This window comes from Sphingomonas sp. AC522, assembly GCF_979258125.1.
In genome coordinates, this window is sequence record NZ_OZ409836.1 from 430,399 (window position 1) to 454,923 (window position 24,525).

Below are 24,525 nucleotides of genomic sequence, written 5' to 3' on the forward strand. Positions count from 1 at the left end.
ATGCGACAGATGGCGCACCCGACAGGATTCGAACCTGTGGCCTCTGCCTTCGGAGGGCAGCGCTCTATCCAGCTGAGCTACGGGTGCCTGGAACGCGCGCCTAGCAAAGCGTGGCGGCGCGCGCCAGTGCCTCAGTGCGCAGTGGCGAGCTTCACCGGCTGGAACTCGCCCAGGCCGCAGCTTGCACCCTGGCTCAGCCCCGGCTCATTCAGCACAGTGATGATGTCGACCGAGCAGAGCTGGCCGCCGCTCACCTTGTAGCTGAAACGCTTCTGGTTCGCGAGCTGGGGGCACGAGCCGCCGTCCAGCGTGTTGCGATAGACCTTGCCGCCGCGCATCATGAAATCGATCGTCTGGCCGTCGCGCACTTGAGTCGATTGGACCTGGGTGAGACGGACGCAACTGACCGGGTCGCCAGTAGGCGTGGCTTCGGGGGCCTGGCTGTGATGCTGCCCGGCACTGCCCGGTGCGGCGGCGAGGAGCAGGGCGGAAGCGGCGAGCAGAATGCGCATAAGGCAGTCCTTCTAGCTGGCGCCGGCGGCTCGCTTGGCCGTAGGCGGCGCAGGGGTCTTTGGCTGAAACGGACAAAGATCGCGAACGATGCATCGCCAGCATTCGGGAGTCCGAGCCTTGCAGGTATATCTGCCGTGCAGGATTAACCAGTGATGAGCGTGCAGCCGGAAAGGCTGGGGCACGCGCTTTTCGAGCTTGAGCTCGACTGCGACGACATCCTTGCCCGGCGCGAGGCGCGTGCGATTGGAGACGCGGAAGATATGCGTGTCGACTGCGAAAGTCTCGTGCCCGAAGGCCGAATTGAGCACGACGTTCGCAGTCTTGCGCCCAACCCCCGGCAGCGCCTCCAGCGCGGCGCGGTCCTCGGGCACTTCGCCGCCGTGGCGCTCGATCAGCGCCTGGCTGAGCGCGATGACGTTGCGGGTCTTGGTGTTGTTGAAATTGATCGTCTTGAGGTGCCCCGCCACTTCCTCGGCGCCGAGCGCCACCATCTTTTCCGGCGTATCGGCCTTGGCGAAGAGCGCGCGCGTCGCCTTGTTGACCCCCAGATCGGTCATCTGCGCCGAGAGTACCACTGCGACCAGCAGGGTATAGGCGTTGGAATATTCGAGCTCGGTTTCGGGGTGCGGATTGTCCTCCGCCAGCCGCGCGAAGAACTCGACGATTTCAGACTTTTTCAAACCCCGAGCACCGCATCCATTGCGTAGCGCCCCGGCTTCTGCCTCGCGAGCCACAAGGCCGCCTGGACGGCGCCGCGCGCGAAGATGGCGCGATCGTCGGCGCGGTGGACCATTTCGATGCGCTCGCCATCGGCGGCGAAGATGACCTTGTGATCGCCGACCACCGATCCTCCGCGCAGGCTGGCCATGCCGATCGTTCCCGAAGCGCGCGCGCCGGTAAGCCCCGCGCGACCGGTGACGCCCGCCTCGCTCAGCGTCGTGCCCATGCCCGCGGCGGCCGCCTCGCCCAGCATCAGCGCAGTACCCGAAGGGGCATCGGCCTTGTGGCGATGGTGCATCTCGACGATTTCCACATCCCAGTCGTTCCCCAGCCGCGCCGCGGCCTCGCGCACCAGCCGCGCGAGCAGGCCGACGCCTATCGAGGTGTTGCCGGTCTGGAGCACGGCGATCTCCGCCGCGGCGGCATCGATCGCGTCATGGTGGCGACGGCTGAGGCCGGTCGTGCCGATCACGATCGGCGTGCGCGCCGCGCGGGCGGCGGCAAGGTGCGCTTCCAGTGCCGCCGGCGCCGAGAAATCGACAAGAACGTCCGCCGCGGCCGCAATGCGCGCGGGATCGTCCTGCGCGTCCGCGCCGCCGGCGATCCGCGCGCCGAGCGCAGGCGCTGCGTTCGCGATCGCCTGCCCCATCCGGCCGAGGCTGCCGTAAATGCCGATGCTGATCATGGCCGTCCGTGTCGCACAAAGCGGCGGCGGGGCAACAGGGTTATTTCTTCCTGGCCGGCTTGCGGCCCAACGGGATCTGCAGCCGCACCATCGCCGCGGGTGCGCTCGCGCCGGGCAGCGAGCGTTGCTCGGCATAGACAGCCCCGCGCGCGCCGCCGGGCAAGTTGAACCTCGGCCTGATCGGCTTCTCCGCCCATCGCGCGCCATCGACCGGCCCGGCGCGAAAGCGCGACATGTCACGCGTGCCGTTGATGATGACTTCGTCCGCGCGTTGGGGCGATGCGGTGCGTGTACCGTCATCGTCGGGCGCTGGCAGCATCGGGCGATCCTGGGCGAGCAAGGCGAGGGCGAGAAGGAGCATGCCGCATGCTAGACTGCGATTTGCGGCAGGGGCGTGGCAGGCAGTAAGGCCGCACCATGCGCGAAATCGAAAACATCGTGATCCTCACCGGCGCCGGCATTTCCGCGGAGAGCGGCGTCGCCACCTTTCGCGGGCCGGGCGGGCTGTGGGAGGGGCAGCGCGTTGAAGACGTCTGCACACCCGAGGCGCTGCACCGCGATCCCGAGCTGGTCCACCGTTTCTATGACGAGCGCCGGGCCAAGCTCGCCACGGTCGAGCCCAATGCGGCGCATATGGCGCTTGCGCGGCTCGATGCCGAATGGCCGGGCGGACTGCTGATCGTCACGCAGAATGTCGATGATCTCCACGAGCGCGCCGGGGCCAGGCGGCTGATCCACATGCATGGCGAACTCAAGTCCGCGCTGTGCGCCCTGTGCGGGATCCGGCACGGCTGGGCAGATTCGCTGCCTCCGGAAAGCGAATGCCCCGATTGCGGCGAGCCCGCGCTGCGCCCGGACATCGTGTTCTTCGGGGAGATGCCCTATCGGATGGAAGCGATCGAGCGCGCGATTGCCGATGCCGATCTGTTCGTCTCGATCGGGACGTCGGGTGCGGTCTACCCCGCCGCAGGCTTCGTCCAGACCGCGCGCTACCATGGCGCCGCGACGCTCGAGCTCAATCTCGATCCGTCCGGCGGGAGCATCTGGTTCGCGGAGAGCAGGATGGGGTCGGCGGGGAAGCTGGTGCCGGAATGGGTGGCGGAAGTGCTCACCAATTCACCGTCACCCTGAACGTGTTTCAGGGTCCAGCGTTCCACAAGTGAAGTCATTACTCGTTGCACGATGGATGCTGAAACAAGTTCAGCATGACGAGGAATAAAAATGCGGTGACTAAGCCGCCCGCGTCTCGTCGGAATCATCGGCGATATCGACGATCCCCGTACGCTCGCGGCGATCGACCCGCAGTTCGAACACGTCCGGCCGCGCATGCTGCCCATCCGTGTCCATCGCCCCGAGCCCGCGCGGGATTTCGCCCAGGTCGAGCTCCGCCAGCAATATCTCGGCGCCTTCGCCGGCCTGCGCCAGCACGACGCCGTCTGGGGCGATGATCGCGCTGCGGCCATGCTGGAGCTGTCCCTCGGGCAGGCGGTCGAGCAGCTTGCGCGCCGTTCCATCGCCGCCCGCAGCCTCATAGCCAGCGATCACTTCGTCCTTGTGCTGCACCGTGCCCGCGGCGAGCACGAAGCTGCGGCCTTCATAGGCATAGTGCGCCGATGCCAGCAGCGAAATGTCGTGGAGCGTCGGCCAGGCGGCGATGTGTACGGTCTCGCCGGCGTGATGCATCGCCGCGCGGGTAAGCGGCATCCAATGCTCATCCGATGCCAGCTGGCCGATCCTGCCCCATGAAGCTTCGTGCACATCGAGCGTCGAGCCGTCGCCCAAGCCGAGGAACAGCCGCTCGGACGGCGAAAGCATCAGTTTGCGGTGCCGCAGCACCTTGGCCTTGGGCCGGAACAGGAATTGCGTCGAATAGAGGCTGTTGCGGACGCGCTCATAGCCGCCGACCGAGACCGCAACGCCGGCAATATCGACTGCCCATTGCAGCTGCTGGAAGCGCGGGTCGTCGCCGCGGATCGCTTGCGCGAGCAGCAGCGCATGGAGTTCCTTGGTGCCGGGATGGTCCCAAAGCGAGGTCGCCGGAACGTGATCGAGCCAGGCCGGATATCCGCCGAGGAACGCCTCGCCAAAGGCAATGACCCGGGCGCCCATCTCGATCGCCTCGCGGGCCTTTGCGACCACCTGTTCCATGCCCTGCGCCACCGCAAGCGGCGCGGGACTATCCTGTACGATGGCTACCTTCAGCTTTTCACTCATTCCACCCAGTCCAGCCCTATCTCACGGTAAAGCGAGCGGTCTTCTTGCCACTCCGGCCTTACCTTCACATGAAGATAGAGATGAACATTTACACCCATGATCCGGCTGAGTTCGGCGCGGGCGCGGCTGCCGATCTCCTTTAGGCGCGTACCGCCCTTGCCAAGCACGATCGCGCGCTGGGTCGGGCGCTCGACCAGAATCTGCTGATGAATCTCGACCGATCCATCCTTGCGCTCCGAATATTTTTCGGTCTCGACGGCGCTGGCATAAGGCAGCTCGGCATGGAGCTGGAGATAGATCTGCTCGCGCGTCACTTCGGCGGCGATCATCCGCTCGGTCGCATCGCTGACCTGATCTTCCGGGAAGTGCCACGCGCTTTCGGGCATGGCCTTCGCCAGCGCCGCCTTCAATTCGGGCACCCCGTCGCCGGTGGTAGCGCTGATGAAATAGGTTTCGTCGAACGCGCCTGCCTCATTGAGCTTGGCGGCGTGGCCCAGCAGCCGCGGCTTGTCGGCTACATCGACCTTGTTGAGCACCAGGATCTTGCGCTCCTTGCGGCCTGACAGGCTCTCTAGGATCTGATGAACCTTGGGCCCGATCCCGCCCTTGGCATCGACCACCAGTGCGATCAAATCCGCGCCCTCGGCGCCTTCCCATGCCGCGGCAACCATCGCGCGATCGAGCCGGCGCTCTGGCGTGAAGATACCGGGCGTATCGACGAGCAGCAATTGCGCCTCGTCCTCGATCGCAATGCCGAGCAGCTTGGCGCGAGTCGTCTGCGCTTTGGGGCTGACAATCGCAACCTTCTGACCAACCAGCGCATTGACCAGCGTCGACTTGCCCGCATTCGGCGCGCCGACGACTGCTACGACACCGCAATGCTGGGTCATTTCGCCAGTTTCTCCAGAAGCGCCGCCGCCGCCGCCGTCTCGGCTTCCTGCTTGCTCGTGCCCGGAGCGCTCGCCTCGGCGAGCTTGGGAATGCGCACCGTCACCACGAATTTGGGCGCGTGATTGGGTCCCGAGCGATCGGTGATTTCATATTCGGGCGGCTTGCGATTGTTCGCCGCGGCCCATTCCTGGAGCGCCGATTTGGGATGCAGGGGCGCCTGCGCATGCGCCTCGATCCGGCTTTCCCAATTCCTGCGGATGAACGCGCGCACCGGCGCGATTCCCGATTGCAGATAGAGCGCGCCAAGCAGCGCCTCCATCACATCGCCCAAAACATTGTCGCTGTCAGCGGCGCCATCGTCGCGCGCCTGCTTGCCGAGCCGCAGATGCGGCACCACGCCCACTTCGCGCGCCACGCCTGCGCACATCGCGCCGGTCACCAGCGCATTCAAGCGCCGCGAAAGCGCGCCTTCGGCTTCATTCGAGAAACGCTCGAACAGCCATTCGGCGATCACCAGCCCCAGCACGCGATCGCCCAGGAACTCAAGCCGCTCGTAATTCGCCGCCGCCTGGCTGCCATGCGTCAGCGCGCGCTCGAACGCGGCCAGGTCCCTAGGTTTCTCGCCGAAAGTCTTGCTGATCCACCCCCCGAGATCGGGGCTCAAAAGCCTTCCCCGATCCGGCTCCAGCGCGCCGCGGTGAACCAGGTCCAGGGCAGGAACCAATTGGCGTTGCCATCGGTCGACCAGAAGCTGACCACGGCCTTGCCCTCGAGATTCTGCAGCGGCACGAATTCGATCCCGCCCTCTTCATGGCTGAAGCGGCTGTCGGTCGAATTGTCGCGATTGTCGCCCATCAGGAAAACATGGCCGGCGGGCACTGTGAATACCGGCGTATCGTCCTGAAGGCGCGAGCCCTGGTCGAGCACGTCATAGGTCTTGCCGTTGTCCAGCGTCTCGCGGAAGCGCGGGATGCGGCAGACCGGCTGATTATTCTCCACCACCTGGAACTGCGTCTGGCACTTGGTGAAATTGGGCGTGATCGGCAGCGAGAAGTCCGCGATCTTCTGCTTTGGCACGGCCTTGCCGTTCACGATCAGCTGGCCGGCCACCATCTGCACGGTGTCGCCCGGCAGGCCGATTACGCGCTTGATCCAGTCGGTATTATCGGTCGGCGGCGCCTTGAACACCACTACGTCGCCGCGCGCCGGATCGCCGGCGAACAGCCGCCCCGGGATCAGCGGCAGGCTCCACGGCAGCGAATGTCGCGAATAGCCGTAATTCCATTTCGTGATGAACAGATAGTCGCCGATCAGCAGCCGCGGCATCATCGATTCGCTGGGAATGACGAAGGGCGAGAAGATGAAGCTGCGCACGAAGAAGACGATCGCGGCCAATTTAATCAGGAAAAGGCCCAGATCGCGCCATTCCGATTTGGGTTCGGCGGTCGCGGCGGCGGCCTGCGCCTGATTTTCCTGGCCGGCGGGGACGGCTTCGTCGGAGGGCTTGGTATCCATGGCGTTTGCTCTGCTTGGGGCGGGCGGCGAGGTCAAGCGGGTGAATCCTGCTGGCAGGCGCGGTTACGGGACGATAGGGGCGTGAGCGACAGGAGATGAACATGGCATTGCCCGACTGGTCCAGCATCCGCGCGCTGGCGCCGAGCTCGCTTACCGAGCTGTTCAAGCAGGACGCGAATCGCGTCTCCACGTTGAGCGCAGACGTCGCCGGGGTGCATTTCGACTGGTCGAAAACGCATCTCACGCCCGAGGCGGTTTCGGCATTTTCGGCATTAGCCGAGACCATGGGACTGGCCGCGAAGCGTGACGCGCTGTTCGCGGGCGAAGCGATCAACGTCACCGAAGGCCGCGCCGCCGAGCATAGCGCCGAGCGCGGCGAAGGGGCACCCGACAGCGTCGCGCTGGCCCGGGGCTATCGCGAGCGGATGCGCGGGCTGATCGACGCGATCGAGGCGGAGGCGTTCGGGCCGGTCCGTTCGATCCTGCACGTCGGCATCGGCGGCTCGGCGCTCGGACCCGATCTACTCGTCGATTCGCTGGGCCGCGACACGGACCGCTACGAAGTCGCGATCGTCTCCAATGTCGACGGCGTCGCGCTCGAAGATGCAATGGAGCGCTTCGATCCGAAGACGACGCTGCTCGCGATTGCCTCGAAAACCTTCACCACTACTGAGACCATGCTCAACGCGGAAAGCGCGTTGGCCTGGATGCAGGAAAATGGGGTCGAGGATCCCTATGGCCAGGTCGTTGCGCTTACCGCCGCGCCCGACAAGGCAATCGAATGGGGCGTCGACGAAACGCGCGTCCTGCCATTCTCGGAAAGCGTCGGCGGGCGCTATTCGCTTTGGTCGTCGATCGGCTTCCCTGCGGCGCTCGCGCTCGGCTGGAATGCGTTCGAGGAACTGCTGGAGGGCGCGGCCGAGATGGACCGCCATTTCCGCCTGACCCCGCTCGCGCAAAACGCTCCCGTCCTCGCTGCCTTTGCCGACCTCTATTACACCCAGGCCCGCGGCTGCGGGACTCGCGCGACCTTCGCCTATGATCAGCGGCTGCGCCTGCTGCCCTCCTATCTCCAGCAGCTCGAGATGGAATCGAACGGCAAGAGCGTCACGGCCGAGGGCGAGCCGGTCACGTACCCCACCGCCCCGATCACTTGGGGCGGCATCGGCACCGACGCGCAGCACGCAGTGTTCCAGTTGCTTCACCAGGGCTCGCACCTGGTCCCCGTCGAATTCGTCGGCGTGATCGAGGCCGGCGACGCGCTCGCCGAGGATCATCACCGCCAGCTCCTGCTCAATATGTTTGCGCAGGGGGCGGCGCTCATGGCGGGCAAGAGCCATGAAGACCCCGCGCGCGCTTATTCCGGCGACCGTCCAAGCTCGACACTGCTGCTCGACAAACTCGATCCGCGCACGCTCGGCGCATTGCTCGCTTTCTACGAGCAGCGCACTTTCGTGAACGCCGTGCTGCTCGGCATCAATCCATTCGATCAGTTCGGCGTCGAGCTCGGCAAGCAGATGGCCAAGGCGGCCGATCAGGGCGGGATGGATTTCGATGCTTCAACCGACGACCTGATGCGGCGCGCTTTCGGATGAGCGGCGAAGACTATGTCTATGACGAAGCCAGCGGCGAATGGGTGCCGGCCTCGCAAGCAAGCGCCGTCGAGGCGATCGAAGTCCGCGATTCGGTCGGCAATCTGCTCGCCGACGGCGATCAGGTCACTTTGATCAAGGACCTCACCGTCAAGGGCGCGGGCCAGACGCTCAAGCGCGGCACGCTGATCAAGTCGATCCGCCTGACCGGCGACGCGCAGGAGATCGACTGCAAGTATGAAGGCATTAAGGGCCTCGTTCTGCGCGCCGAGTTTGTCCGCAAGCGTTGAGCCGCGGCCTGGCGCACCCTATCTGCCGTGCCTATTCGATAAGGACCGATCCCGATGGCCGACTATGACTATGACCTCTTCGTCATCGGCGCGGGCTCGGGCGGCGTGCGCGCATCGCGCATTGCCGCGGCGCATGGCGCGAAGGTCGCTGTGGCCGAGGAATATCGCGTCGGCGGCACCTGCGTCATCCGCGGCTGCGTCCCCAAAAAGCTGCTCGTCTATGGCGCGCATTTCGCCGAGGACTTGAAGGACGCCAAGCGCTTCGGCTGGCAGGTTCCCGAATGCGGCTTCGATTGGCCGACGCTGCGCGATAATGTGCTGGGCGAAGTCGATCGGCTCAACGGCCTCTATGCGCAGACGCTCGAGAACAATCATGTCGAGATCATCCTCGAGCGCGCCACCGTCTCCGGCGCCAACCAGGTCACCCTGGCCAGCGGCAAGAAGATCACGGCGAAGTACATTCTTATCGCCACCGGCGCGCACCCGCACAGCCCCGAATTTCCCGGCAGCGAGCACGGCATCACTTCGAACGAGGTCTTCCACCTCGACAAGCTGCCTCGCCGCATCATGATCGCGGGCGCGGGCTATATCGCCAACGAATTCGCCGGCATCTTCAACGAGTTCGGCACCCGGGTGACTCTCATCAACCGCTCGGACGTGATTCTCCGCGGTTACGAGGAGGCGATCCGCGACCGCCTGCTCCATATCTCGCTGACCAAGGGCATTGAGTTCCGTTTCAACTCCGAATTCGAGAGCATCGAACGCCAGGAAGACGGCTGCCTCAAGGTCAAGACCAGCGGCCACGACGCGGTCGAAGTCGATTGCGTCCTTTTCGCCACCGGCCGCATGCCCAACACCATGGGTCTGGGCCTCGCCGAAGCCGGGGTCGAGCTCGACGACAAGGGCGCGGTCAAGGTCAATGACGACAACCAGTCCTCGGTCGACTCGATCTACGCGGTCGGCGACGTCACCAACCGCGTCCAGCTGACCCCCGTCGCGATCCGCGAAGGCCAGGCGTTCGCCGACACCGTCTTTGGCAACAAACCGCACAAGGTCGATTACGAGAACATCCCCAGCGCCGTGTTCAGCCATCCGCCGATGGCGGGCGTCGGGATGACCGAGAGCCAGGCCCGCAACAAGCTCGGCTCGGTCGCGGTCTACACGTCAGACTTCCGCGCGATGAAGAACGTGCTCGCGGGCCGCAACGAGCGCGCGCTCTACAAGATGGTCTGCGACGCCACCACCGGCCGCGTAGTGGGCCTCCACATGATCGGCCCCGATGCGCCCGAAATCCTTCAGGCCGCCGCGATCGCCGTGAAGGCGGGCCTCACCAAGGACGATTTCGACCAGACCGTGGCGCTCCATCCGAGCATGGCCGAGGAGTTGGTACTGCTCAAATAGCCTTCCGCTTCCCTTCCACAGGGAGGGGGCCATTGCTCTATATCCCCTCGTGCCGCACGATCGCGTCCGCTTCGTCGAGCGGCACCTTGTCCGCCCCGCGCGCCAGCCAGATGGTCGCGGCCAGGTCCCACGTCACGTTGCCGACCGTCCGCATGATATCCGGGATCGTCTCGACGGCGACGAGCAATCCGAGTGGGGCCACCGGCGCGCCGATGGTCGACGCAACCGGCGCGATCGCGCTGACGTAGCTGACCGTCCCGGGCAGGCTGACCGATCCCAGCGACGTCAGTGCCGCAACGATTGCTCCGACGGCCAGCGTTGCCGGGCTAAGCGGCACGCCGAACCAGGTCGCGACATAGATCGCCACGGCGAAGTTCATCGCCGGACCGGTCGCGCGGAAGATCGCCACTGCCAGCGGAAGCGTCACCCCCGAGACTGCGACCGGCACGTCCAGTTCGGTTGCGCCCTCAATCATCACCGGCAGGGTGGCAAGCGAGGATTGGGTGCTGAACGCCACCGCCTGGCTCGGCAGGGCGGCGCGGATGTAGCGGCCGAGACGGGTCCGTCCGCCGAATATTGCGACCGGATAGGCGAACAAGGTCACGACCAGGCCCACGCTGGCAACGATCACGATATAATGGATCAGTGCGCCAAAGGCCCCCGTTCCTGCCTTGGCGCCGACGACCAGCGCAAGCGCGAACACGCCGACCGGCCCGATCCACAGCACCCAGTTGATCACCACCAGCATCACGTCGCGCAATGCGGAGAAGAAGGAGACCAGCAAGGTGCGCGCCTCTTGGCCCACGCGGGTGATTGCGAATGCGAACACCAATGAGAAGATGATCAGCGAAAGGAACGCATTCTCAGCCGCCGCCTTGATGATGTTGGCGGGGATGATCGCCGCGAAGAATTCGCCGAGCGGCGGAACTGGCCCGATCTGCTCGGCGCCCGCCAGTGCGGCACGCAGCGCGGCCGCGGACTCCTGTGGGAGCGGCCAGATTTCGAGGAACAGGGGCGTGAGCACGCCGGCGATCGCGGCCGACAGGAACAGCACGGTGACGTAAAGCACGATCGCCCGTCCGGCCAACCGCCCTGCCCGCGCTGCCTCGGCAGTCGCGGTAACCCCGGTCACCAGCAGCGCGACGACCAGCGGCACGATCGTCATCTGCAATCCGTTCAGCCATGCCTGGCCGATCGGCTGGGCCCAATCGGCAACGCTCAGTGCCGCTGCGGCGGAATAGCCGGCAAGCGCGGCGCCGACGATCAGCCCGACGATCAGCGACAACAGAATACGGGTTGGTTGCGACATGCTCGCCCTTTTCAATTTGCGGCGCTATCACTCGCCCCATGCGCATCAACAAGGCCGCGAGAGCTCGGTAATGGCAAGAAAATATTTCGGTACGGACGGAATCCGCGGCGCCACCAATACGCATCCGATGACCGCGGCGATGGCGATGAAGGTCGGCATGGCGGCCGGCGCGCACTTCCTGCGCGGCGACCACAAGCATCGTGTCGTGATCGGCAAGGATACGCGCCTGTCGGGCTATATGCTCGAAAACGCGATGGTCGCCGGGTTCACTTCGGTGGGCATGGATGTCGTCCTGGTCGGCCCGATGCCCACGCCCGCAGTGGCGATGCTCACCCAATCGATGCGCGCGGACATGGGCGTGATGATCTCCGCCAGCCACAATCCCTATCGCGACAATGGCATCAAATTGTTCGGCCCCGATGGTTTCAAGCTTTCGGACAGCGACGAACTGGCGATCGAGGCGATGATCGACGGCGATGTCCCACTTGCCGATTCAGAGCATATCGGCCGCGCCCGGCGAGTCGAGGATGCCCGCGGGCGTTATATCCATGCCGCCAAGATGACCTTCCCCGAGGATCTGACGCTCGACGGGCTCAAGATCGTCGTCGATTGCGCCAATGGTGCCGCCTATCAGGTCGCGCCCTCGGCGCTGTGGGAATTGGGCGCCGAAGTCGTTGCCATCGGCGTCACCCCCAATGGCAAGAACATCAATGACGGCGTCGGCTCGACGGCGCCGACCACGCTCTGCGAAACCGTGGTCGCGTCGGGCGCCGATCTCGGCATCGCGCTCGATGGCGACGCCGATCGGCTGATCCTGGTCGACGAGAATGGCAAGGTCATCGACGGCGACCAATTGATGGCCACGATCGCCGGCGGCTGGGCGCGCCAGGGCCGCCTGGCGGGCGGCGGTCTGGTCACCACCGTCATGTCCAATCTCGGTCTCGAACGGCACCTCGCCGCACAGGGCCTCGGCATGGTCCGCACCAATGTAGGCGACCGCTATGTGCTCGAGAAGATGCGCAGCTCGGGCTATAATGTCGGCGGCGAGCAGAGCGGGCACATCATCCTCTCCGACTATGCCACCACCGGCGACGGCTTGGTCGCCTCGCTCCAGATCCTCGCCGAGATCGTCCGCGCCGGCGCCCCCGCAAGCGAAGTGCTCCACCGCTTCGATCCGCTGCCGCAGATCCTCAAAAACGTCCGCTTCAAAGGCGGCAAGCCGCTCGAGGATCCCCGGCTCAAGGACGCCATTGCCGCCGCCGAAGCCGAGCTGGAAGGCCGCGGTGGCCGCCTGCTCATCCGGGCCTCGGGCACGGAGCCCGTCATTCGCGTCATGGCGGAAGGCGACGAGCCCGGCCATGTCGAGGCCGTGGTCGATCGCGTCTGCGAAGCCGTGCGTCAGGCTGCCGCCTGATGTTGGAAATGCGCCCGGATTGCGAACGCTGCGGCAACGATCTTCCTGCCAAGGAAGCTGGCGCCTTCATCTGTTCGATGGAATGCACCTTCTGCGCGCTGTGCGCCGATGCGATGGATGAGCGCTGCCCCAATTGCGGCGGCGAATTGCTCGATCGCCCGACCCGCCAGGGCGGCGTGCTCCAGCGCAATCCGGCGAGCGGCGAACGGCGCTATCAGGGCTGATGACTCCACGCATCCTCATCATCGCCGGTTCGGATTCGGGCGGCGGCGCCGGCGTCCAGGCGGACATCAAGACCGTCACCATGCTCGGCGGGCACGCCATGACTGCTATCACTGCGATCACTGCGCAAAACACGCTGGGTGTAGATGCCGTCCACCCCGTGCCCACCCAGATGGTCATCGCCCAGATCGATTCGGTGGTCCGCGATATCGGCGTGGACGCCGTCAAGATCGGCATGATCGGATCGGCGCGCACGGCGTTGGCTGTCGCCGAAAAGCTCGAGGAATTACGCGGCGTGCCGGTGGTGTTCGATCCGGTGATGATCGCCAGCTCGGGCGCCGAGCTTGCCGACCAGGCGACGATCGGCGCCTTCGAGCGGCTGATGGCCTGCGCCACCGTCGTCACACCCAACCTGCCCGAACTGGCGGCCCTCGGCGGCGATCCGCATGCGCTGGTCAACGCACATGGCTGCGCGGTTCTGGTCAAGGGCGGCCATGCCGGCGGCGAGCAGGTCACCGACCGCCTCTATTCCGCCGATCCCGAGGACCCGCCCGAGATCGACTGGACCAATCCCCGGATAGACAGCACCAACAATCACGGCACCGGCTGTACGCTCTCCTCCGCGATCGCCTGCGGGCTGGCAGCCGAATGGGACTTGCCCGAAGCCGTCCGCCGCGCGCGCCGCTTCGTGCGGATCGCCATGCGCGAGGCGCCCGATCTTGGCCGCGGCCATGGCCCGATGGGGCACCAGTCGGTGCGGCTCGACACCAATATGAGCTTTTTCGAGCCGATGCTGAACCAAGTAACCGTCCCCGCGCAGGACCTTGCCGCATCGGAGAAATTCTACCGGCTGCTGGGGCTCCGCCAGATCGTCCGCGCCGCACCCCGTTACGCCCGCTTCGAAACCGAAGGCGGGGCCACTTTCTCGGTCGCGACCGATCCCGGCTACACGGCCCCCGTCGTCTATTTCGAATGCGGCGATCTCGACGTCACCGTCGCCTATCTCCAGCAGCAAGGCGTCGAGTTCGAGGCCGAGCCCAAGGACGAGAGCTGGGGCTGGCGCGAGGCACGGCTGCGCGATCCGGCGGGCAACTCGGTTCGTCTCTATCAGGCTGGCGAGATGCGCCGCTATCCGCCATGGCGTATTCAGGATGCCTGACCTCAAATTCGAACGTAAATACAAGCGCCTGCATAAGGGGCCGATCGCCGGCGTCGACGAAGCCGGCCGCGGTCCGCTGGCGGGACCGGTAGTCGCCGCCGCCGTCGTCCTCGATCCGAAATGCATTCCCGATGGCATCGACGATTCGAAGGTGCTGACCGCCGCCAAGCGCGCCGATCTCTGCGCGCAACTGCTTGATTGCGCCAAGGTCGGCGTCGGTGTGGCCAGCGTCGAGGAAATCGATTCGCTCAACATCCTCTGGGCAACGATGCTGGCGATGCACCGCGCCGTCGATGCATTGGGCTTTGTCCCCGCGATGGTGCTGGTCGATGGCAATCGCTGCCCCAAATGGCCCCATACCAGCCAATGGGTGATCGGCGGCGACGCGCTGTGCCTGTCGATCGCCGCCGCCTCGATCGTCGCCAAGCACCGCCGCGATTGCATGATGGCCGAACTCGACGCGCTCCACCCCGGCTATGGCTGGGCCAGCAACAAGGGCTATTCGGCCAAGGTCCATCAGGAAGCGCTCCGCACCCTCGGCCCCACGCCGCATCACCGCCGCAGCTTTTGGCGCGTGGCCCAGGCCGAGCTCGATTTCGGCCCGATGGTCGAGGCCGCCGAATAAACCTCCGTCATCCGCGCTTCCGCGGCGATGACGGTAAGTTGATGCGGAACCTCTTCTGTTTTCTTCGCGTTGGAACAAACAACGAACAATGCGAGGTTTCCATGGCTGACACGCTTTCCAATCCCAAGCTTGACGATCATCCCGGCTCGAACACCGAAAAAGACCCCGAAGACTGGGTTTCGGGCGATGATCCGATGACCGGCGCGCAGGCGTCGTACCTCACCACGCTCTCCGAAGAGGCGGGAGTCGAGCCGCCGCCCGCCGATCTCAGCAAGGCCGATGCATCGAAGCGAATCGATGCGCTCAAGGAGAAACTGTCGCTTTGACAGCAGCATAGCGGAACCGCGCTGCCTTGTGCCTGTTCCCCTGCCCAACAGGAGGAAACAATGGCAACAGGTGCAGCGGCGGGCACGCCCCGGCCGAGCCCATGGGCACTGCCTTGGGCCGAGTGGAAGATCGTGCTCAAGCGCACTTGGGTTGAGATCGGCGACGACGATATCGGGCTGATCGCCGCCGGCGCCGCTTTCTACGGCTTCCTTGCGATCATCCCGGCGCTCGGCGCCGTGGTCCTGCTCTATGGCCTGCTCGCCGAGCCGGAGACGGTCAGCCGCCATATCGGCGAGCTTTTCCAGTCGCTCCCCCGCCCCGCCGCCGAGGCCGTGGCCGAGCAGCTCGCCACCGTTGTCGAGACCTCCGGCGCCAAGAAAGGCTTCGGCCTCCTCCTGGCGCTGGCGCTCGCAATCTATGGCGCGTCGAAGGGCGCCGCCGCGATGCGCACAGCGCTCAACATCGCTTATGGCCTGAAAGAGCATCGCGGGTTTTTCCGGCTGCAACTGCTCGCCTTCGGCATGGTCGCCGGCGGGCTGGGGCTGATCCTGCTTGCGCTGGCCGCCAATGCGATGCTCGCCTGGATCAATGCTGCGATGCCTTCGCCGCTCGTCGAGTTCGCGCTCAAGCTGCTGAGCTATGCGCTGCTCGGTGCGCTCGCCGTCAGCGGCGCCGCATGCCTCTATCGATTTGGCCCGAATCACCGTGAGCCGCATTGGGCATGGCTTTCGCCCGGCGCAGCGACAGCCGCATTGCTGTGGCTCGCCGCCACTGCCGGCTTCGGGCTCTATGCCGCGCATTTCGGCAAATACGGCGCGACCTATGGCTCGCTCAGCGCTGTGGTGGTGCTGCTTACCTGGCTGTGGCTTAGCGCCTATGTCTTCCTGCTCGGCGCCGAGCTCAATTCCGAGCTCGAATGCGAAATGCAGGCAGCGGCGATCGAGCCCGCGCTCGAATCGCCGAACCTGCCGATGGTCATTCCCCAGCCCCGGCCCGAATCACCGCGGCAGCCCATTGGCGCGGTGCCCGCAATGGAGGCAAAGCTGGGCGGACGCATCACCGGCAGCGGCAAGGTCCCCCTCCCCGCAGCCCTGCTGGCGGGAGCGGGATTGGCGCGGCTGCGGCACGGTTCGGCAAAAGGGCTGGTGCTCGTCGCCAGTTCGGTCGCGCTGACCTGGTTCACCCGCGATCGAAAATGAGTCTTTTGGGCCACACACTATCCCTAGTGCCTGTGGATAAGTTCCCGACTCCACATGTGGATAAGTTCTCCAGCCGTTCTACAACTTAACGAAATCGCAGGCTTTTTCGTTAACCAATGTTCACTTGACGAAGCACCGTTTCGCGACCGAAACCGGACGTCCGGCAAGGGGAACAGGGTTAATGACGGTCATCGAAAAGGGCAGGATTCGTGCTGCCTCGGCGCGCGCTTGGGTGGATACGTTGCCGCTCGATACGATCATCCAGCAGGACTGCATCGCCGCGATGCGCGCGCTTCCCGCCAAGTCGGTCGACTGCATCTTCGCGGACCCGCCCTACAACCTTCAATTGGGGGGCGACCTCAATCGCCCCGACGGCAGCCATGTCGATGCCGTGACCGACGAATGGGACAAGTTCGATTCGCTCGGCGCCTATGACCGCTTCACCCGCGAATGGCTGTTCGAAGCGCGCCGCATCCTCAAGGACGATGGCACGATCTGGGTGATCGGCAGCTATCACAATATCTTCAAGGTCGGCTCGGCGATCCAGGATCTCGACTTCTGGATCCTCAACGACATCATCTGGCGCAAGGCCAATCCGATGCCCAATTTCAAGGGCACCCGCTTCACCAACGCGCACGAGACTTTGATCTGGGCCTCGACCGGCGAGAAGGCCAAATACACCTTCAATTATCGCTCGATGAAGACCCTCAACGACGAATTGCAGATGCGCAGCGATTGGGAATTCCCGATTTGCGGCGGCCAGGAGCGGCTCAAGAAGGACGGCTATAAGGTTCATCCGACCCAGAAGCCCGAGGCCTTGCTCTATCGCATCCTCTTAGCGAGCACGAAGAAGGGCGACGTCGTCCTCGACCCGTTCTTCGGAACCGGCACCACCGGCGCAGTCGCCAAGCGCCTCGGCCGCCGCTGGATCGGCATCGAGCGCGAGGGTCAATATGTCGCGGCCGCGCAGGAGCGGATCGACGCAGCCTTGCCGCTCGACGAATCGGCCTTGACCACGATGCAGGCGCCCAAGGCCGCGCCGCGCGTCGCCTTCGGCCAATTGGTTGAAAACGGCTATCTGAACCCCGGCACCATCCTCACCGACGCGAAGCGCAAGCATGTCGCCACGGTCGGCGCCGACGGCTCGCTCAAATGCGGCGCTGCCACCGGCTCGATCCACAAGGTCGGCGCCACCCTCCAGGGGGCGCCTTCGTGCAACGGCTGGACCTATTGGCACTACGAAGCCGTGGACGGGCTCAAGCCGATCGACGCCGTGCGCCAAACGTACCTGCTGGCGACCCAGCCCTAATTTGATCCTCCCCGGCACGGGGAGGGGAACCGCGCCGCGCAGCGGCGTGGTGGAGGGGGCATGCCGCAAGGGACTCCGCATGAGGAGACGCCCCTCCGTCACGCTGCGCGTGCCACCTCCCCGTGCCGGGGAGGATCGGCTAGAAGCGAGCGATGCAACTTTCCCCCTCCGCCCGCCTCTACCTTCGCCCCGTCCAGTTCGCCGACACCCCGGTGAACCGCGACGGCGAAGTCGCGCGGCTTGCGGGCGGGCTGACCTGGTTCGGCGCCTATGAACTGATCGCCACCGAGGGCGGCAGGCGCGTCCTCCAGCAGACGATCCCGATCGCCGAGCTCCCCGAGGACGAGCGCCTCCAATCACTCGCGGCACGGATCACCGCCCCTCGCCCAGCGCTCCAGCTCGGCGAGCGCGTCATCCGGATGGACCAGCCCCAGGTGATGGCCATCCTCAACGTCACCCCCGACAGTTTCTCCGATGGCGGCAAGCATCTCGCCGACCCGGCGGGCGCCAGCCAGGCCGGCACCGACATGGCCGTAGCCGGGGCAGCGATCATCGATGTCGGTGGCGAATCGACCCGGCCCGGCGCTGCCGAGGTTTGGGAAGGCGACGAGATCGCGCGGGCAATCCCTGCGATCGAGCGGCTGTCGAAGAGCGGCACCGCAGTCTCGATCGACACCCGCCGCGCCGGGGTGATGCAGGCCGCGCTCGCCGCTGGCGCCCACCTCGTAAACGACGTCGCCGCCTTGCTCTACGATCCGCGCGCGCTCGAAACCGTAGCTCAGGCCGGCTGCCCAGTGGTGCTGATGCACTCCCCCGATTCCGCCAAGGGCCCGCACGGCGGCAGCGGCTACTCGGACGTTCTACTCGAAGTCTATGACTGGCTCGAAGCGCGCGTCGAGGCGGTCGCCGCGGCAGGCGTCGATCGCGCCAAGATCCTCATCGATCCCGGCATCGGCTTCGGCAAATCGCTCTCCGACAATCTCGCTCTGCTCAACGGGCTCGCTTTGTTCCACGGTATCGGCTGCCCCATCCTGCTCGGCGCCAGCCGCAAGCGGATGATCGGCGCGCTATCCAACGAAGCGCCTGCCGACGCCCGCCTCGGCGGCTCGCTGGCGCTGGCACTCAAGGGTGCCGAACTCGGCGCCCAGATTCTCCGCGTCCATGATGTTCCCGAAACCGTCCAGGCGCTCCGCGTCTGGCGCGGCCTGCGCGACGCGGCGCTGACCGCGCGCTAGACCCAGACCTTCTTGCGCACCAGCGGCCGGGTGATGTCGCGGATCACATCCTTGCCCACCCAGCCCTCGGTCTTCGCGCCCGACGCGCTTGGCCAGCGCGCGGATATCGCCCATGCTCGCGCCGATCACCTTATCCGAAGTGACGATACCGAAGCGCGCCCGTCCGCCCTCGGTATCGGGCGTGGCATAGGTCTGCAGCTCGGCGATCAGATCGGCGGCTTTGGGCATGCCGCCATGCCTGGGCTCAGGCGGCGCTCTGGTCGATGCCCAGCTCGCCCAGCTTGCGATACAGCGTCGAGCGCCCGATCCCGAGCCGGCGTGCGACTTCGGTCATTCGCCCGCGATAATGGCCGATCGCCAGCCGGATCACATCGGCCTCGATCTCGTCCAATGCACGCAAATTGCCGTCGGGACGGAACAGCGTCACGCCGGCGTTGCCCGAACCCGGCTGCTGCGAGCCGGCGCCGGTCGGGCGGCCGGCCGCGTACTGCGCGATCTGCGGGAAATCGCTGCGCGTCAGTCCGTCATTGTCGCAAAGCACGGCGGCACGGAACAAGGCATTCTGCAACTGGCGGACATTGCCCGGCCAGTCATAGCTGCCGAGCAGTGTCAGCGCATCGTCGGTGATCCCCAGCGGGCGAAGCCCGGGTTGCTCGGCTATCCGTCCGAGCAGGTGCCGCGCCAGCGCGGGAATGTCGCCGCTGCGCTCGCGAAGCGGCGGGATCGCCACCTGGACGACGTTGAGCCGGTAATACAGGTCCTCGCGAAAGCGCCCCGCCTCGACTTCCGCCAGCAGGGGCTTGTTCGATGCGGCAATGACGCGAACATCGACTTCGCGCGGGTGGCGCGCGCCCAGTGGCTGGACTTCGCCCGATTGCAGCATCCGCAGCAGCTTGACCTGCGCTTCGAGCGGCATCTCGCTGACTTCGTCGATAAACAAAGTGCCGCCATCGGCCTCGACGAAGCGTCCGATCTTGCGTTCGAAGGCGCCCGTGAACGCGCCCTTTTCGTGCCCGAACAATTCGGATTCGACGAGGTTGGCAGGGATCGAGCCGCAATTGACGCAGGTCATCTCGCGCTTGTTGCGCGGGGAAGCGCAATGCACTGCCTCCGCGACCACGGCCTTGCCGACTCCGCTTTCGCCTTCGATCAACACCGGCACGCGCGCCCGCGCTGCCTTTGCGGCGATCGCGAGGGCTGCGCGGAACAAGGGTGCCGAGCCGACGATCTCGTCGAATGCCAGGCTGGCAGTCAGCTTCTCGGTGAGCGGACGCAATTCGCCCGTGCCCTTGCCGCCGACCGCAGCCTCGAGGGCAGCGAGCAATCGTTCGGAAGCCAGCGGCTTGACCAGGAAATCGGTAGCGCCGGCGCGCATCGCGCTAACGGCGGCGGCAACCGAATTGTTGGCGGTGAGCATCAGGATCGGCAATTGCGGCCGGCGCGCGCGCAATTCGCCGATCAATGCGGCGGCATCGGCATCGGGCGAGGCATGATCGAAGATGACCGCATCCAGCGCCATGCCATCGGGCGTGCCGAGCGTCGCGATCCCGGTCTCGGGATCGCTCGCGAAGATAGTGCGCCACCCGCGGCGCGCGGCGATCGCGGCGACAAGCCGGCGCTGGGCCGGCTCGTCGTCGATCAGCATCAATAGGCGCTGGCCGTTGCGCGTCATATTGTCCCCATCGTCCCGTTTCAGGTCGCTGAGGTTACAACGGCAGGGTAAAGGCCGCCTTAAGCTTGCATCACCGTGCATCTTTTCCTCGCGGGGTTGAGGCTGTGGGATGCCGCGGTTAAGGTCGCGCAACACTTGGCTCAGGAGAAATACGGCATGGCCGAAACGGGCGATCAAGGCATGGACTATCCGGCCCACGAACAGACCTTCAGCAGTTTCACCGCGATGATGACATGGGGTACTCTGGCCAGCGTGCTTGTTGCCGCGCTCGTCATTTTCCTGATCGCGAACTGAATGAAGATCGCGGTGCTCAAGGAGACCGCCGCCGGTGAGCGGCGTGTCTCCGCGACTCCCGAGACCGTCAAGAAATTCATCGGGCTCGGCGCAACCGTCATGGTAGAGGCGGGGGCAGGCGAAGCCGCCTCCATCGCCGATCAGGGCTATGCGGACGCGGGCGCCAGCCTCGCCAGCCGCGCCGATGCGCTCGCCGATGCCGATATTGTCCTCGGTGTCGCCGGTCCCGATCCGCAGAGCCTCACCGGTCTCAAGCAGGGCGCCTGGCTCGTCGCCGGGCTCAATCCCTTCGGCGAGCGCGCCCGCGTCGACCAATATGCCGCGCTGGGCGTCGAGGCGCTGGCGATGGAATTTATGCCGCGCATCACTCGCGCGCAATCGATGGACATCCTCTCCTCGCAGTCGAACCTTGCCGGCTACAAGGCGGTGCTCGATGCCGCGGGCGAATATGGCCGCGCCTTTCCGATGATGATGACTGCAGCGGGGACCGTCTCCGCCGCCAAGGTCTTCGTGATGGGCGTCGGCGTCGCGGGGCTTCAGGCGATCGCGACCGCAAGGCGGCTAGGCGCGCAGGTCTCGGCCACAGACGTCCGCGCCGCGACCAAGGAGCAGATCCAGTCGCTCGGCGCTAAGCCGATCTTCGTCGAAAACGTCGCCGGCATCGAAGGCGAAGGCACCGGCGGATACGCGACCGAAATGTCCGACGAATATAAGGCCGCGCAGGCCGAACTGGTCTCGAGCCACATCGCCAAGCAGGACATCGTCATCACCACCGCGCTGATCCCAGGTCGCGCCGCGCCGCGCCTGATTTCGGACGCGCAGATCGCCAGCATGCGCCCTGGCAGCGTCATCGTCGATCTCGCGGTCGAAAGCGGCGGCAATGTCGAAGGTGCAGTCGCCGGCGAAGTCGTCGAGCGCCACGGCGTCAAGATCGTCGGTCACCGCAACGTGCCGAGTCGCCTCGCCGCCGACACGTCGGCGCTGTTCGCCCGCAACCTGTTCAACTTCCTCTCCGCCTTCTGGGACAAGGAAGCGGGCAAGCCCGTCCTCGACGAGGAAATCGGCAACGCGGTGCGGATCACACAAGGCGGCAAGGTAGTGAACGAGCGGCTGCTCGGTTGAGCGCACAAGGGGGCGCGTAAATCATGGACTTCATCTCGATCCTGTCGATCTTCGTGCTGGCGTGCTTCGTCGGCTATTTCGTCGTCTGGGCAGTGACCCCGGCGCTGCATACGCCGCTGATGGCGGTAACCAATGCCATCTCCTCGGTGATCATCGTCGGTGCGCTGATCGCGTCGGCGGCGGTCGGGCTCGGCAGCGGCGGGGCGGTGTCCAAATGGCTCGGGCTGCTCGCGGTTGTGCTGGCGAGCGTCAATATCTTCGGCGGCTTCGCGGTGACTGCGCGCATGCTGGCGATGTACAAGAAGAAGGTGCGCTGAGATGGAACACGTCGCAGCAAACCCCTGGGCCTCGCTCGCCTATCTGATTGCAGGAATCTGCTTCATCCTGGCGCTGCGCGGGCTTTCTTCTCCGGCGAGCAGCCAGCGCGGCAATCGCTTCGGCATGATCGGCATGACGATTGCGGTGGTTACCACGCTGCTGACGCATGTGCCGATGGCCGCGGACTCCCTGGATGGCGCGTCTCTCGATGCCGTGACGCTCGCCCAAATCCTCGCGGCCATCGCCATCGGTGCGGTCATCGGCATCGTCACCGCCCGCAAGATCGCTATGACCGCGATGCCGCAGCTGGTCGCGGCTTTCCACTCGCTCGTCGGTCTCGCCGCCGTGCTCGTCGCCGCGGCCGCATTCCTCAATCCCGCCGCATTCGGCATCGTCGACGCGGCCGGCGCGATCCTGCCGGTCAGCCGGGTCGAAATGGGCCTCGGCATTGCGATCGGCGCGATCACCTTCTCGGGTTCGGTGATCGCCTTCCTAAAGCTCAACGGCAATATGGGCGGCAAGCCGATCATGCTCCCCGGCCGCCACGTCATCAATCTCGCGGTACTTGCCGGCATCCTCGGCCTGATCGCCTATTTCACCCAGGATCAGTCGCCCTGGGTCTTCTGGACCGTCACTGCGCTCAGCTTTGCCATCGGCTTCCTGCTGATCATCCCGATCGGCGGCGCGGACATGCCGGTCGTCGTCTCGATGCTCAATTCCTATTCGGGCTGGGCCGCAGCGGCGATGGGCTTCACCCTCCACAACAGCGCGATGATCATCACCGGCGCCTTGGTCGGCAGCTCGGGCGCGATCCTCAGCTACATCATGTGCCGTGCGATGAACCGCAGCTTCATCAGCGTGATCGCGGGCGGCTTCGGCGGCGACAGTGCCGGCGGCGGTGATGGCGAGGCCCGCGAGCAGCGCCCATGGAAGCGCGGCTCGGCCGAGGATGCCGCCTTCCTGATGCAACAGGCCGAGCAGGTCATCATCGTCCCCGGCTACGGCATGGCGGTGGCGCAGGCGCAGCACACGCTCCGCGAAATGGCCGACAAGCTCAAGGAGCACGGCGTCCGCGTCAAATATGCGATCCACCCGGTCGCGGGGCGCATGCCCGGCCACATGAATGTGCTGCTCGCCGAGGCCAACGTCCCCTATGACGAAGTCTTCGAACTCGAGGACATCAACAGCGAGTTCGCGCAGACCGACGTGGCGTTCATCATCGGCGCCAACGACGTGGTCAATCCCGCCGCCAAGACCGACAAATCGTCGCCGATCTACGGCATGCCGGTGTTCGACGTCGGCAAGGCCAAGACCGTGCTCTTCATCAAGCGCAGCATGGGTGGCGTCGGCTATGCCGGCGTCGACAATGACGTCTTCTATGCCGACAACACGATGATGCTCCTCGCCGACGCAAAAAAGATGGTCGAGGAGATCGTCAAGTCTCTGGATTAGGCTGGGGCGCCTGAGCCGGTATTTAGGGGGAAGCAATGGCGAGTGTCGGATCGATCCTGAGCGGCGCCTTCCGCCTGTTTCGCGAGCGTCCAGGAGCGGTCCTAGCCTGGGCAGCGCTCTACGCCGCATGGTCGCTCCTCACCGGGATCGCGGTGAGTTGGTTGCTAACGGGCAGCGTCACGTTCGGCGATGCCGGCGTCTATATGCAGGCTATGCCGCGAAGCGGTCTGCTGGGCATGTTCCTTGTGACCTACGCTGCCACCCTGCTGATCAGCGTCATCCTGATCAACGCCGTGTTCCGCGCAATCCTGCGGCCCGATCAAGCCAGTTTCGCATCGCTGCGCCTGGGGATGGACGAGCTCCGCCTCGCCGGCCTAATCGTCGCGACCATAATCATCGGCTTTCTCGGCATGTTCATCGTCCAATTGCTGCTGATGCTGATCGTGAGCTTTTTCGGCCTCGTCGCCGGCCCGGCAATAGGCGGCGTGCTGGCCTTCCTGCTCATGCTCGGTCTGTTCGCCGCGATGATCTGGCTGTGGGTGCGGCTATCGCTGATCTTCCCGCTCACGCTTCACCGCGGCGCGTTCAGCGTCGATGCGGGCTGGGAGCTTGGCCACCGACGTTTCTGGAAGCTTTTCGGCGCCTACCTGGCGGTGTTTGTGCTGATCACAATGCTCGGCTTCGCGATGGCCTGGGCGATCATGGGCGAGTACCTCGCCGCGCTGTGGGCGGCTTATGGCGACCCGGCCGAGATGCAGCTCGCCGCGGCCGAATTCGCCCGCCGCCAGTTCGAAATGTCGGAGACAACGCGCATCGCCCATCTGCTCCTGGGCTCGCTGATCGGCGTAATCGGCATGACCCTGGGCTGCGGCGTCGCCGCCAGTGCAGTGCGCGAGCTGTTGATCGAGCGCGAGGACGACGTCCCGCCGGCGCAGGACTGGTCCGAAGCGGAGATATAATTAACCAACGTCCTCGGCTATCGCCGGACAGCCTCCGAAACGGAGGAAAACGGACTCAGCCGTTTCGGAGCCTTGCGGCAGCTTCGGA

27 protein-coding genes and 1 tRNA gene are annotated in these 24,525 nt (G+C 65.5%); 17 read left to right on the forward strand and 11 right to left on the reverse strand.

Going from position 1 to position 24,525, the window contains the following annotated elements; genetic code table 11:
* Window positions 1–10 precede the first annotated feature (10 nt).
* The 5 genes from ACZZZM_RS02200 to ACZZZM_RS02220 all read right to left on the reverse strand — a co-directional run bounded on the left by ACZZZM_RS02200 (window position 11) and on the right by ACZZZM_RS02220 (window position 2,279).
* A tRNA-Arg gene (locus ACZZZM_RS02200) sits at window positions 11–87 on the reverse strand.
* Between the two features lie 44 nt (window positions 88–131).
* Window positions 132–512 carry a hypothetical protein gene (locus ACZZZM_RS02205; protein ID WP_463593477.1) on the reverse strand — a complete coding sequence of 127 codons (381 nt, stop codon included), beginning with the start codon at window positions 510–512 and terminating at the stop codon, window positions 132–134.
* 12 nt (window positions 513–524) lie between these two features.
* Window positions 525–1,193 (reverse strand): endonuclease III, encoded by a 669-nt coding sequence (gene nth, locus ACZZZM_RS02210; RefSeq protein WP_463593478.1) that lies wholly within the window; start codon window positions 1,191–1,193, stop codon window positions 525–527.
* Window positions 1,190–1,918, reverse strand: coding sequence for a 4-hydroxy-tetrahydrodipicolinate reductase (gene dapB / locus ACZZZM_RS02215; RefSeq protein WP_463593479.1), 729 nt, complete (start codon window positions 1,916–1,918; stop codon window positions 1,190–1,192). Before dapB ends, nth begins: the two co-directional genes overlap by 4 nt.
* Window positions 1,919–1,958: 40 nt before the next feature.
* Window positions 1,959–2,279 (reverse strand): hypothetical protein, encoded by a 321-nt coding sequence (locus ACZZZM_RS02220; protein ID WP_463593480.1) that lies wholly within the window; start codon window positions 2,277–2,279, stop codon window positions 1,959–1,961.
* Window positions 2,280–2,335: 56 nt separating this feature from the next.
* Between ACZZZM_RS02220 and ACZZZM_RS02225 the strand changes: the two genes are divergently transcribed.
* Window positions 2,336–3,049 (forward strand): NAD-dependent deacylase, encoded by a 714-nt coding sequence (locus ACZZZM_RS02225; protein WP_463593481.1) that lies wholly within the window; start codon window positions 2,336–2,338, stop codon window positions 3,047–3,049.
* A gap of 99 nt (window positions 3,050–3,148) precedes the next feature.
* On the opposite strand, the gene ACZZZM_RS02230 is transcribed toward ACZZZM_RS02225, so the two are convergent.
* The 4 genes from ACZZZM_RS02230 to lepB are packed head-to-tail and all read right to left on the reverse strand — an operon-like array spanning window position 3,149 to window position 6,538.
* On the reverse strand, window positions 3,149–4,132 hold the full coding sequence (locus tag ACZZZM_RS02230; RefSeq protein ID WP_463593482.1) for a nitrilase-related carbon-nitrogen hydrolase: 984 nt from the start codon (window positions 4,130–4,132) through the stop codon (window positions 3,149–3,151).
* Window positions 4,129–5,022: a GTPase Era gene (gene era, locus ACZZZM_RS02235; RefSeq protein ID WP_463593483.1), complete on the reverse strand. Its 894-nt coding sequence runs from the start codon at window positions 5,020–5,022 to the stop codon at window positions 4,129–4,131. The genes ACZZZM_RS02230 and era overlap by 4 nt, the downstream gene beginning before the upstream one ends.
* Window positions 5,019–5,687 (reverse strand): ribonuclease III, encoded by a 669-nt coding sequence (gene rnc, locus ACZZZM_RS02240; protein ID WP_463593484.1) that lies wholly within the window; start codon window positions 5,685–5,687, stop codon window positions 5,019–5,021. Before rnc ends, era begins: the two co-directional genes overlap by 4 nt.
* Window positions 5,684–6,538, reverse strand: a complete 855-nt coding sequence (gene lepB, locus ACZZZM_RS02245) for a signal peptidase I (protein WP_463593485.1) — start codon at window positions 6,536–6,538, stop codon at window positions 5,684–5,686. Before lepB ends, rnc begins: the two co-directional genes overlap by 4 nt.
* Window positions 6,539–6,639: 101 nt before the next feature.
* Between lepB and pgi the strand changes: the two genes are divergently transcribed.
* The 3 genes from pgi to gorA are packed head-to-tail and all read left to right on the forward strand — an operon-like array spanning window position 6,640 to window position 9,821.
* On the forward strand, window positions 6,640–8,133 hold the full coding sequence (gene pgi, locus ACZZZM_RS02250; protein WP_463593486.1) for a glucose-6-phosphate isomerase: 1,494 nt from the start codon (window positions 6,640–6,642) through the stop codon (window positions 8,131–8,133).
* Window positions 8,130–8,420, forward strand: a complete 291-nt coding sequence (locus ACZZZM_RS02255) for an alkylphosphonate utilization protein (protein ID WP_463593487.1) — start codon at window positions 8,130–8,132, stop codon at window positions 8,418–8,420. The genes pgi and ACZZZM_RS02255 overlap by 4 nt, the downstream gene beginning before the upstream one ends.
* 54 nt (window positions 8,421–8,474) lie before the next feature.
* The gene (gorA, locus tag ACZZZM_RS02260) at window positions 8,475–9,821 is read left to right on the forward strand and encodes a glutathione-disulfide reductase (RefSeq protein WP_463593488.1); all 1,347 of its coding nucleotides are present in this window, start codon (window positions 8,475–8,477) and stop codon (window positions 9,819–9,821) included.
* 37 nt (window positions 9,822–9,858) lie between these two features.
* Here gorA and ACZZZM_RS02265 read toward each other — a convergent pair whose 3' ends face one another.
* Window positions 9,859–11,130, reverse strand: coding sequence for a dicarboxylate/amino acid:cation symporter (locus ACZZZM_RS02265; protein ID WP_463593489.1), 1,272 nt, complete (start codon window positions 11,128–11,130; stop codon window positions 9,859–9,861).
* 70 nt (window positions 11,131–11,200) lie between these two features.
* On the opposite strand from ACZZZM_RS02265, the gene glmM reads away from it, so the two are divergent.
* The 8 genes from glmM (at window position 11,201) to folP (ending at window position 18,620) form a co-directional block, all read left to right on the forward strand.
* Window positions 11,201–12,544: a phosphoglucosamine mutase gene (gene glmM, locus ACZZZM_RS02270; RefSeq protein WP_463593490.1), complete on the forward strand. Its 1,344-nt coding sequence runs from the start codon at window positions 11,201–11,203 to the stop codon at window positions 12,542–12,544.
* Window positions 12,544–12,768, forward strand: coding sequence for a DUF1272 domain-containing protein (locus tag ACZZZM_RS02275; RefSeq protein WP_463593491.1), 225 nt, complete (start codon window positions 12,544–12,546; stop codon window positions 12,766–12,768). Before glmM ends, ACZZZM_RS02275 begins: the two co-directional genes overlap by 1 nt.
* Window positions 12,768–13,925: a bifunctional hydroxymethylpyrimidine kinase/phosphomethylpyrimidine kinase gene (thiD, locus tag ACZZZM_RS02280; RefSeq protein ID WP_463593492.1), complete on the forward strand. Its 1,158-nt coding sequence runs from the start codon at window positions 12,768–12,770 to the stop codon at window positions 13,923–13,925. The genes ACZZZM_RS02275 and thiD overlap by 1 nt, the downstream gene beginning before the upstream one ends.
* Entirely contained in the window at window positions 13,918–14,550 is a 633-nt protein-coding gene (locus ACZZZM_RS02285; protein WP_463593493.1) for a ribonuclease HII, read from the forward strand. The genes thiD and ACZZZM_RS02285 overlap by 8 nt, the downstream gene beginning before the upstream one ends.
* Before the next feature lie 101 nt (window positions 14,551–14,651).
* Window positions 14,652–14,876 carry a DUF3072 domain-containing protein gene (locus tag ACZZZM_RS02290; RefSeq protein ID WP_463593494.1) on the forward strand — a complete coding sequence of 75 codons (225 nt, stop codon included), beginning with the start codon at window positions 14,652–14,654 and terminating at the stop codon, window positions 14,874–14,876.
* Window positions 14,877–14,936: 60 nt separating this feature from the next.
* Window positions 14,937–16,076: a YihY/virulence factor BrkB family protein gene (locus ACZZZM_RS02295; protein ID WP_463593495.1), complete on the forward strand. Its 1,140-nt coding sequence runs from the start codon at window positions 14,937–14,939 to the stop codon at window positions 16,074–16,076.
* Window positions 16,077–16,257: 181 nt separating this feature from the next.
* Complete coding sequence (locus ACZZZM_RS02300; protein WP_463593496.1) at window positions 16,258–17,385, forward strand: DNA methyltransferase; 1,128 nt, start codon at window positions 16,258–16,260, stop codon at window positions 17,383–17,385.
* A gap of 152 nt (window positions 17,386–17,537) precedes the next feature.
* Window positions 17,538–18,620 (forward strand): dihydropteroate synthase, encoded by a 1,083-nt coding sequence (gene folP, locus ACZZZM_RS02305; RefSeq protein WP_463593497.1) that lies wholly within the window; start codon window positions 17,538–17,540, stop codon window positions 18,618–18,620.
* A gap of 244 nt (window positions 18,621–18,864) precedes the next feature.
* Here folP and ACZZZM_RS02310 read toward each other — a convergent pair whose 3' ends face one another.
* Entirely contained in the window at window positions 18,865–20,292 is a 1,428-nt protein-coding gene (locus ACZZZM_RS02310; protein WP_463593498.1) for a sigma-54-dependent transcriptional regulator, read from the reverse strand.
* Window positions 20,293–20,367: 75 nt separating this feature from the next.
* On the opposite strand from ACZZZM_RS02310, the gene ACZZZM_RS02315 reads away from it, so the two are divergent.
* The 5 genes from ACZZZM_RS02315 to ACZZZM_RS02335 are packed head-to-tail and all read left to right on the forward strand — an operon-like array spanning window position 20,368 to window position 24,437.
* A complete protein-coding gene (locus ACZZZM_RS02315) occupies window positions 20,368–20,586 on the forward strand; it encodes an aa3-type cytochrome c oxidase subunit IV (RefSeq protein WP_463593499.1) in 219 nt (72 codons plus the stop codon).
* Window positions 20,587–21,708, forward strand: a complete 1,122-nt coding sequence (locus ACZZZM_RS02320) for an NAD(P) transhydrogenase subunit alpha (RefSeq protein ID WP_463593500.1) — start codon at window positions 20,587–20,589, stop codon at window positions 21,706–21,708. It abuts the gene before it with no gap.
* A gap of 23 nt (window positions 21,709–21,731) precedes the next feature.
* Entirely contained in the window at window positions 21,732–22,025 is a 294-nt protein-coding gene (locus tag ACZZZM_RS02325; RefSeq protein ID WP_463593501.1) for a proton-translocating transhydrogenase family protein, read from the forward strand.
* A 1-nt stretch (window position 22,026) separates the two neighbouring features.
* Window positions 22,027–23,478: an NAD(P)(+) transhydrogenase (Re/Si-specific) subunit beta gene (locus tag ACZZZM_RS02330; RefSeq protein WP_463593502.1), complete on the forward strand. Its 1,452-nt coding sequence runs from the start codon at window positions 22,027–22,029 to the stop codon at window positions 23,476–23,478.
* 35 nt (window positions 23,479–23,513) lie between these two features.
* Window positions 23,514–24,437, forward strand: coding sequence for a hypothetical protein (locus ACZZZM_RS02335; protein WP_463593503.1), 924 nt, complete (start codon window positions 23,514–23,516; stop codon window positions 24,435–24,437).
* Window positions 24,438–24,525: the final 88 nt, after the last annotated feature.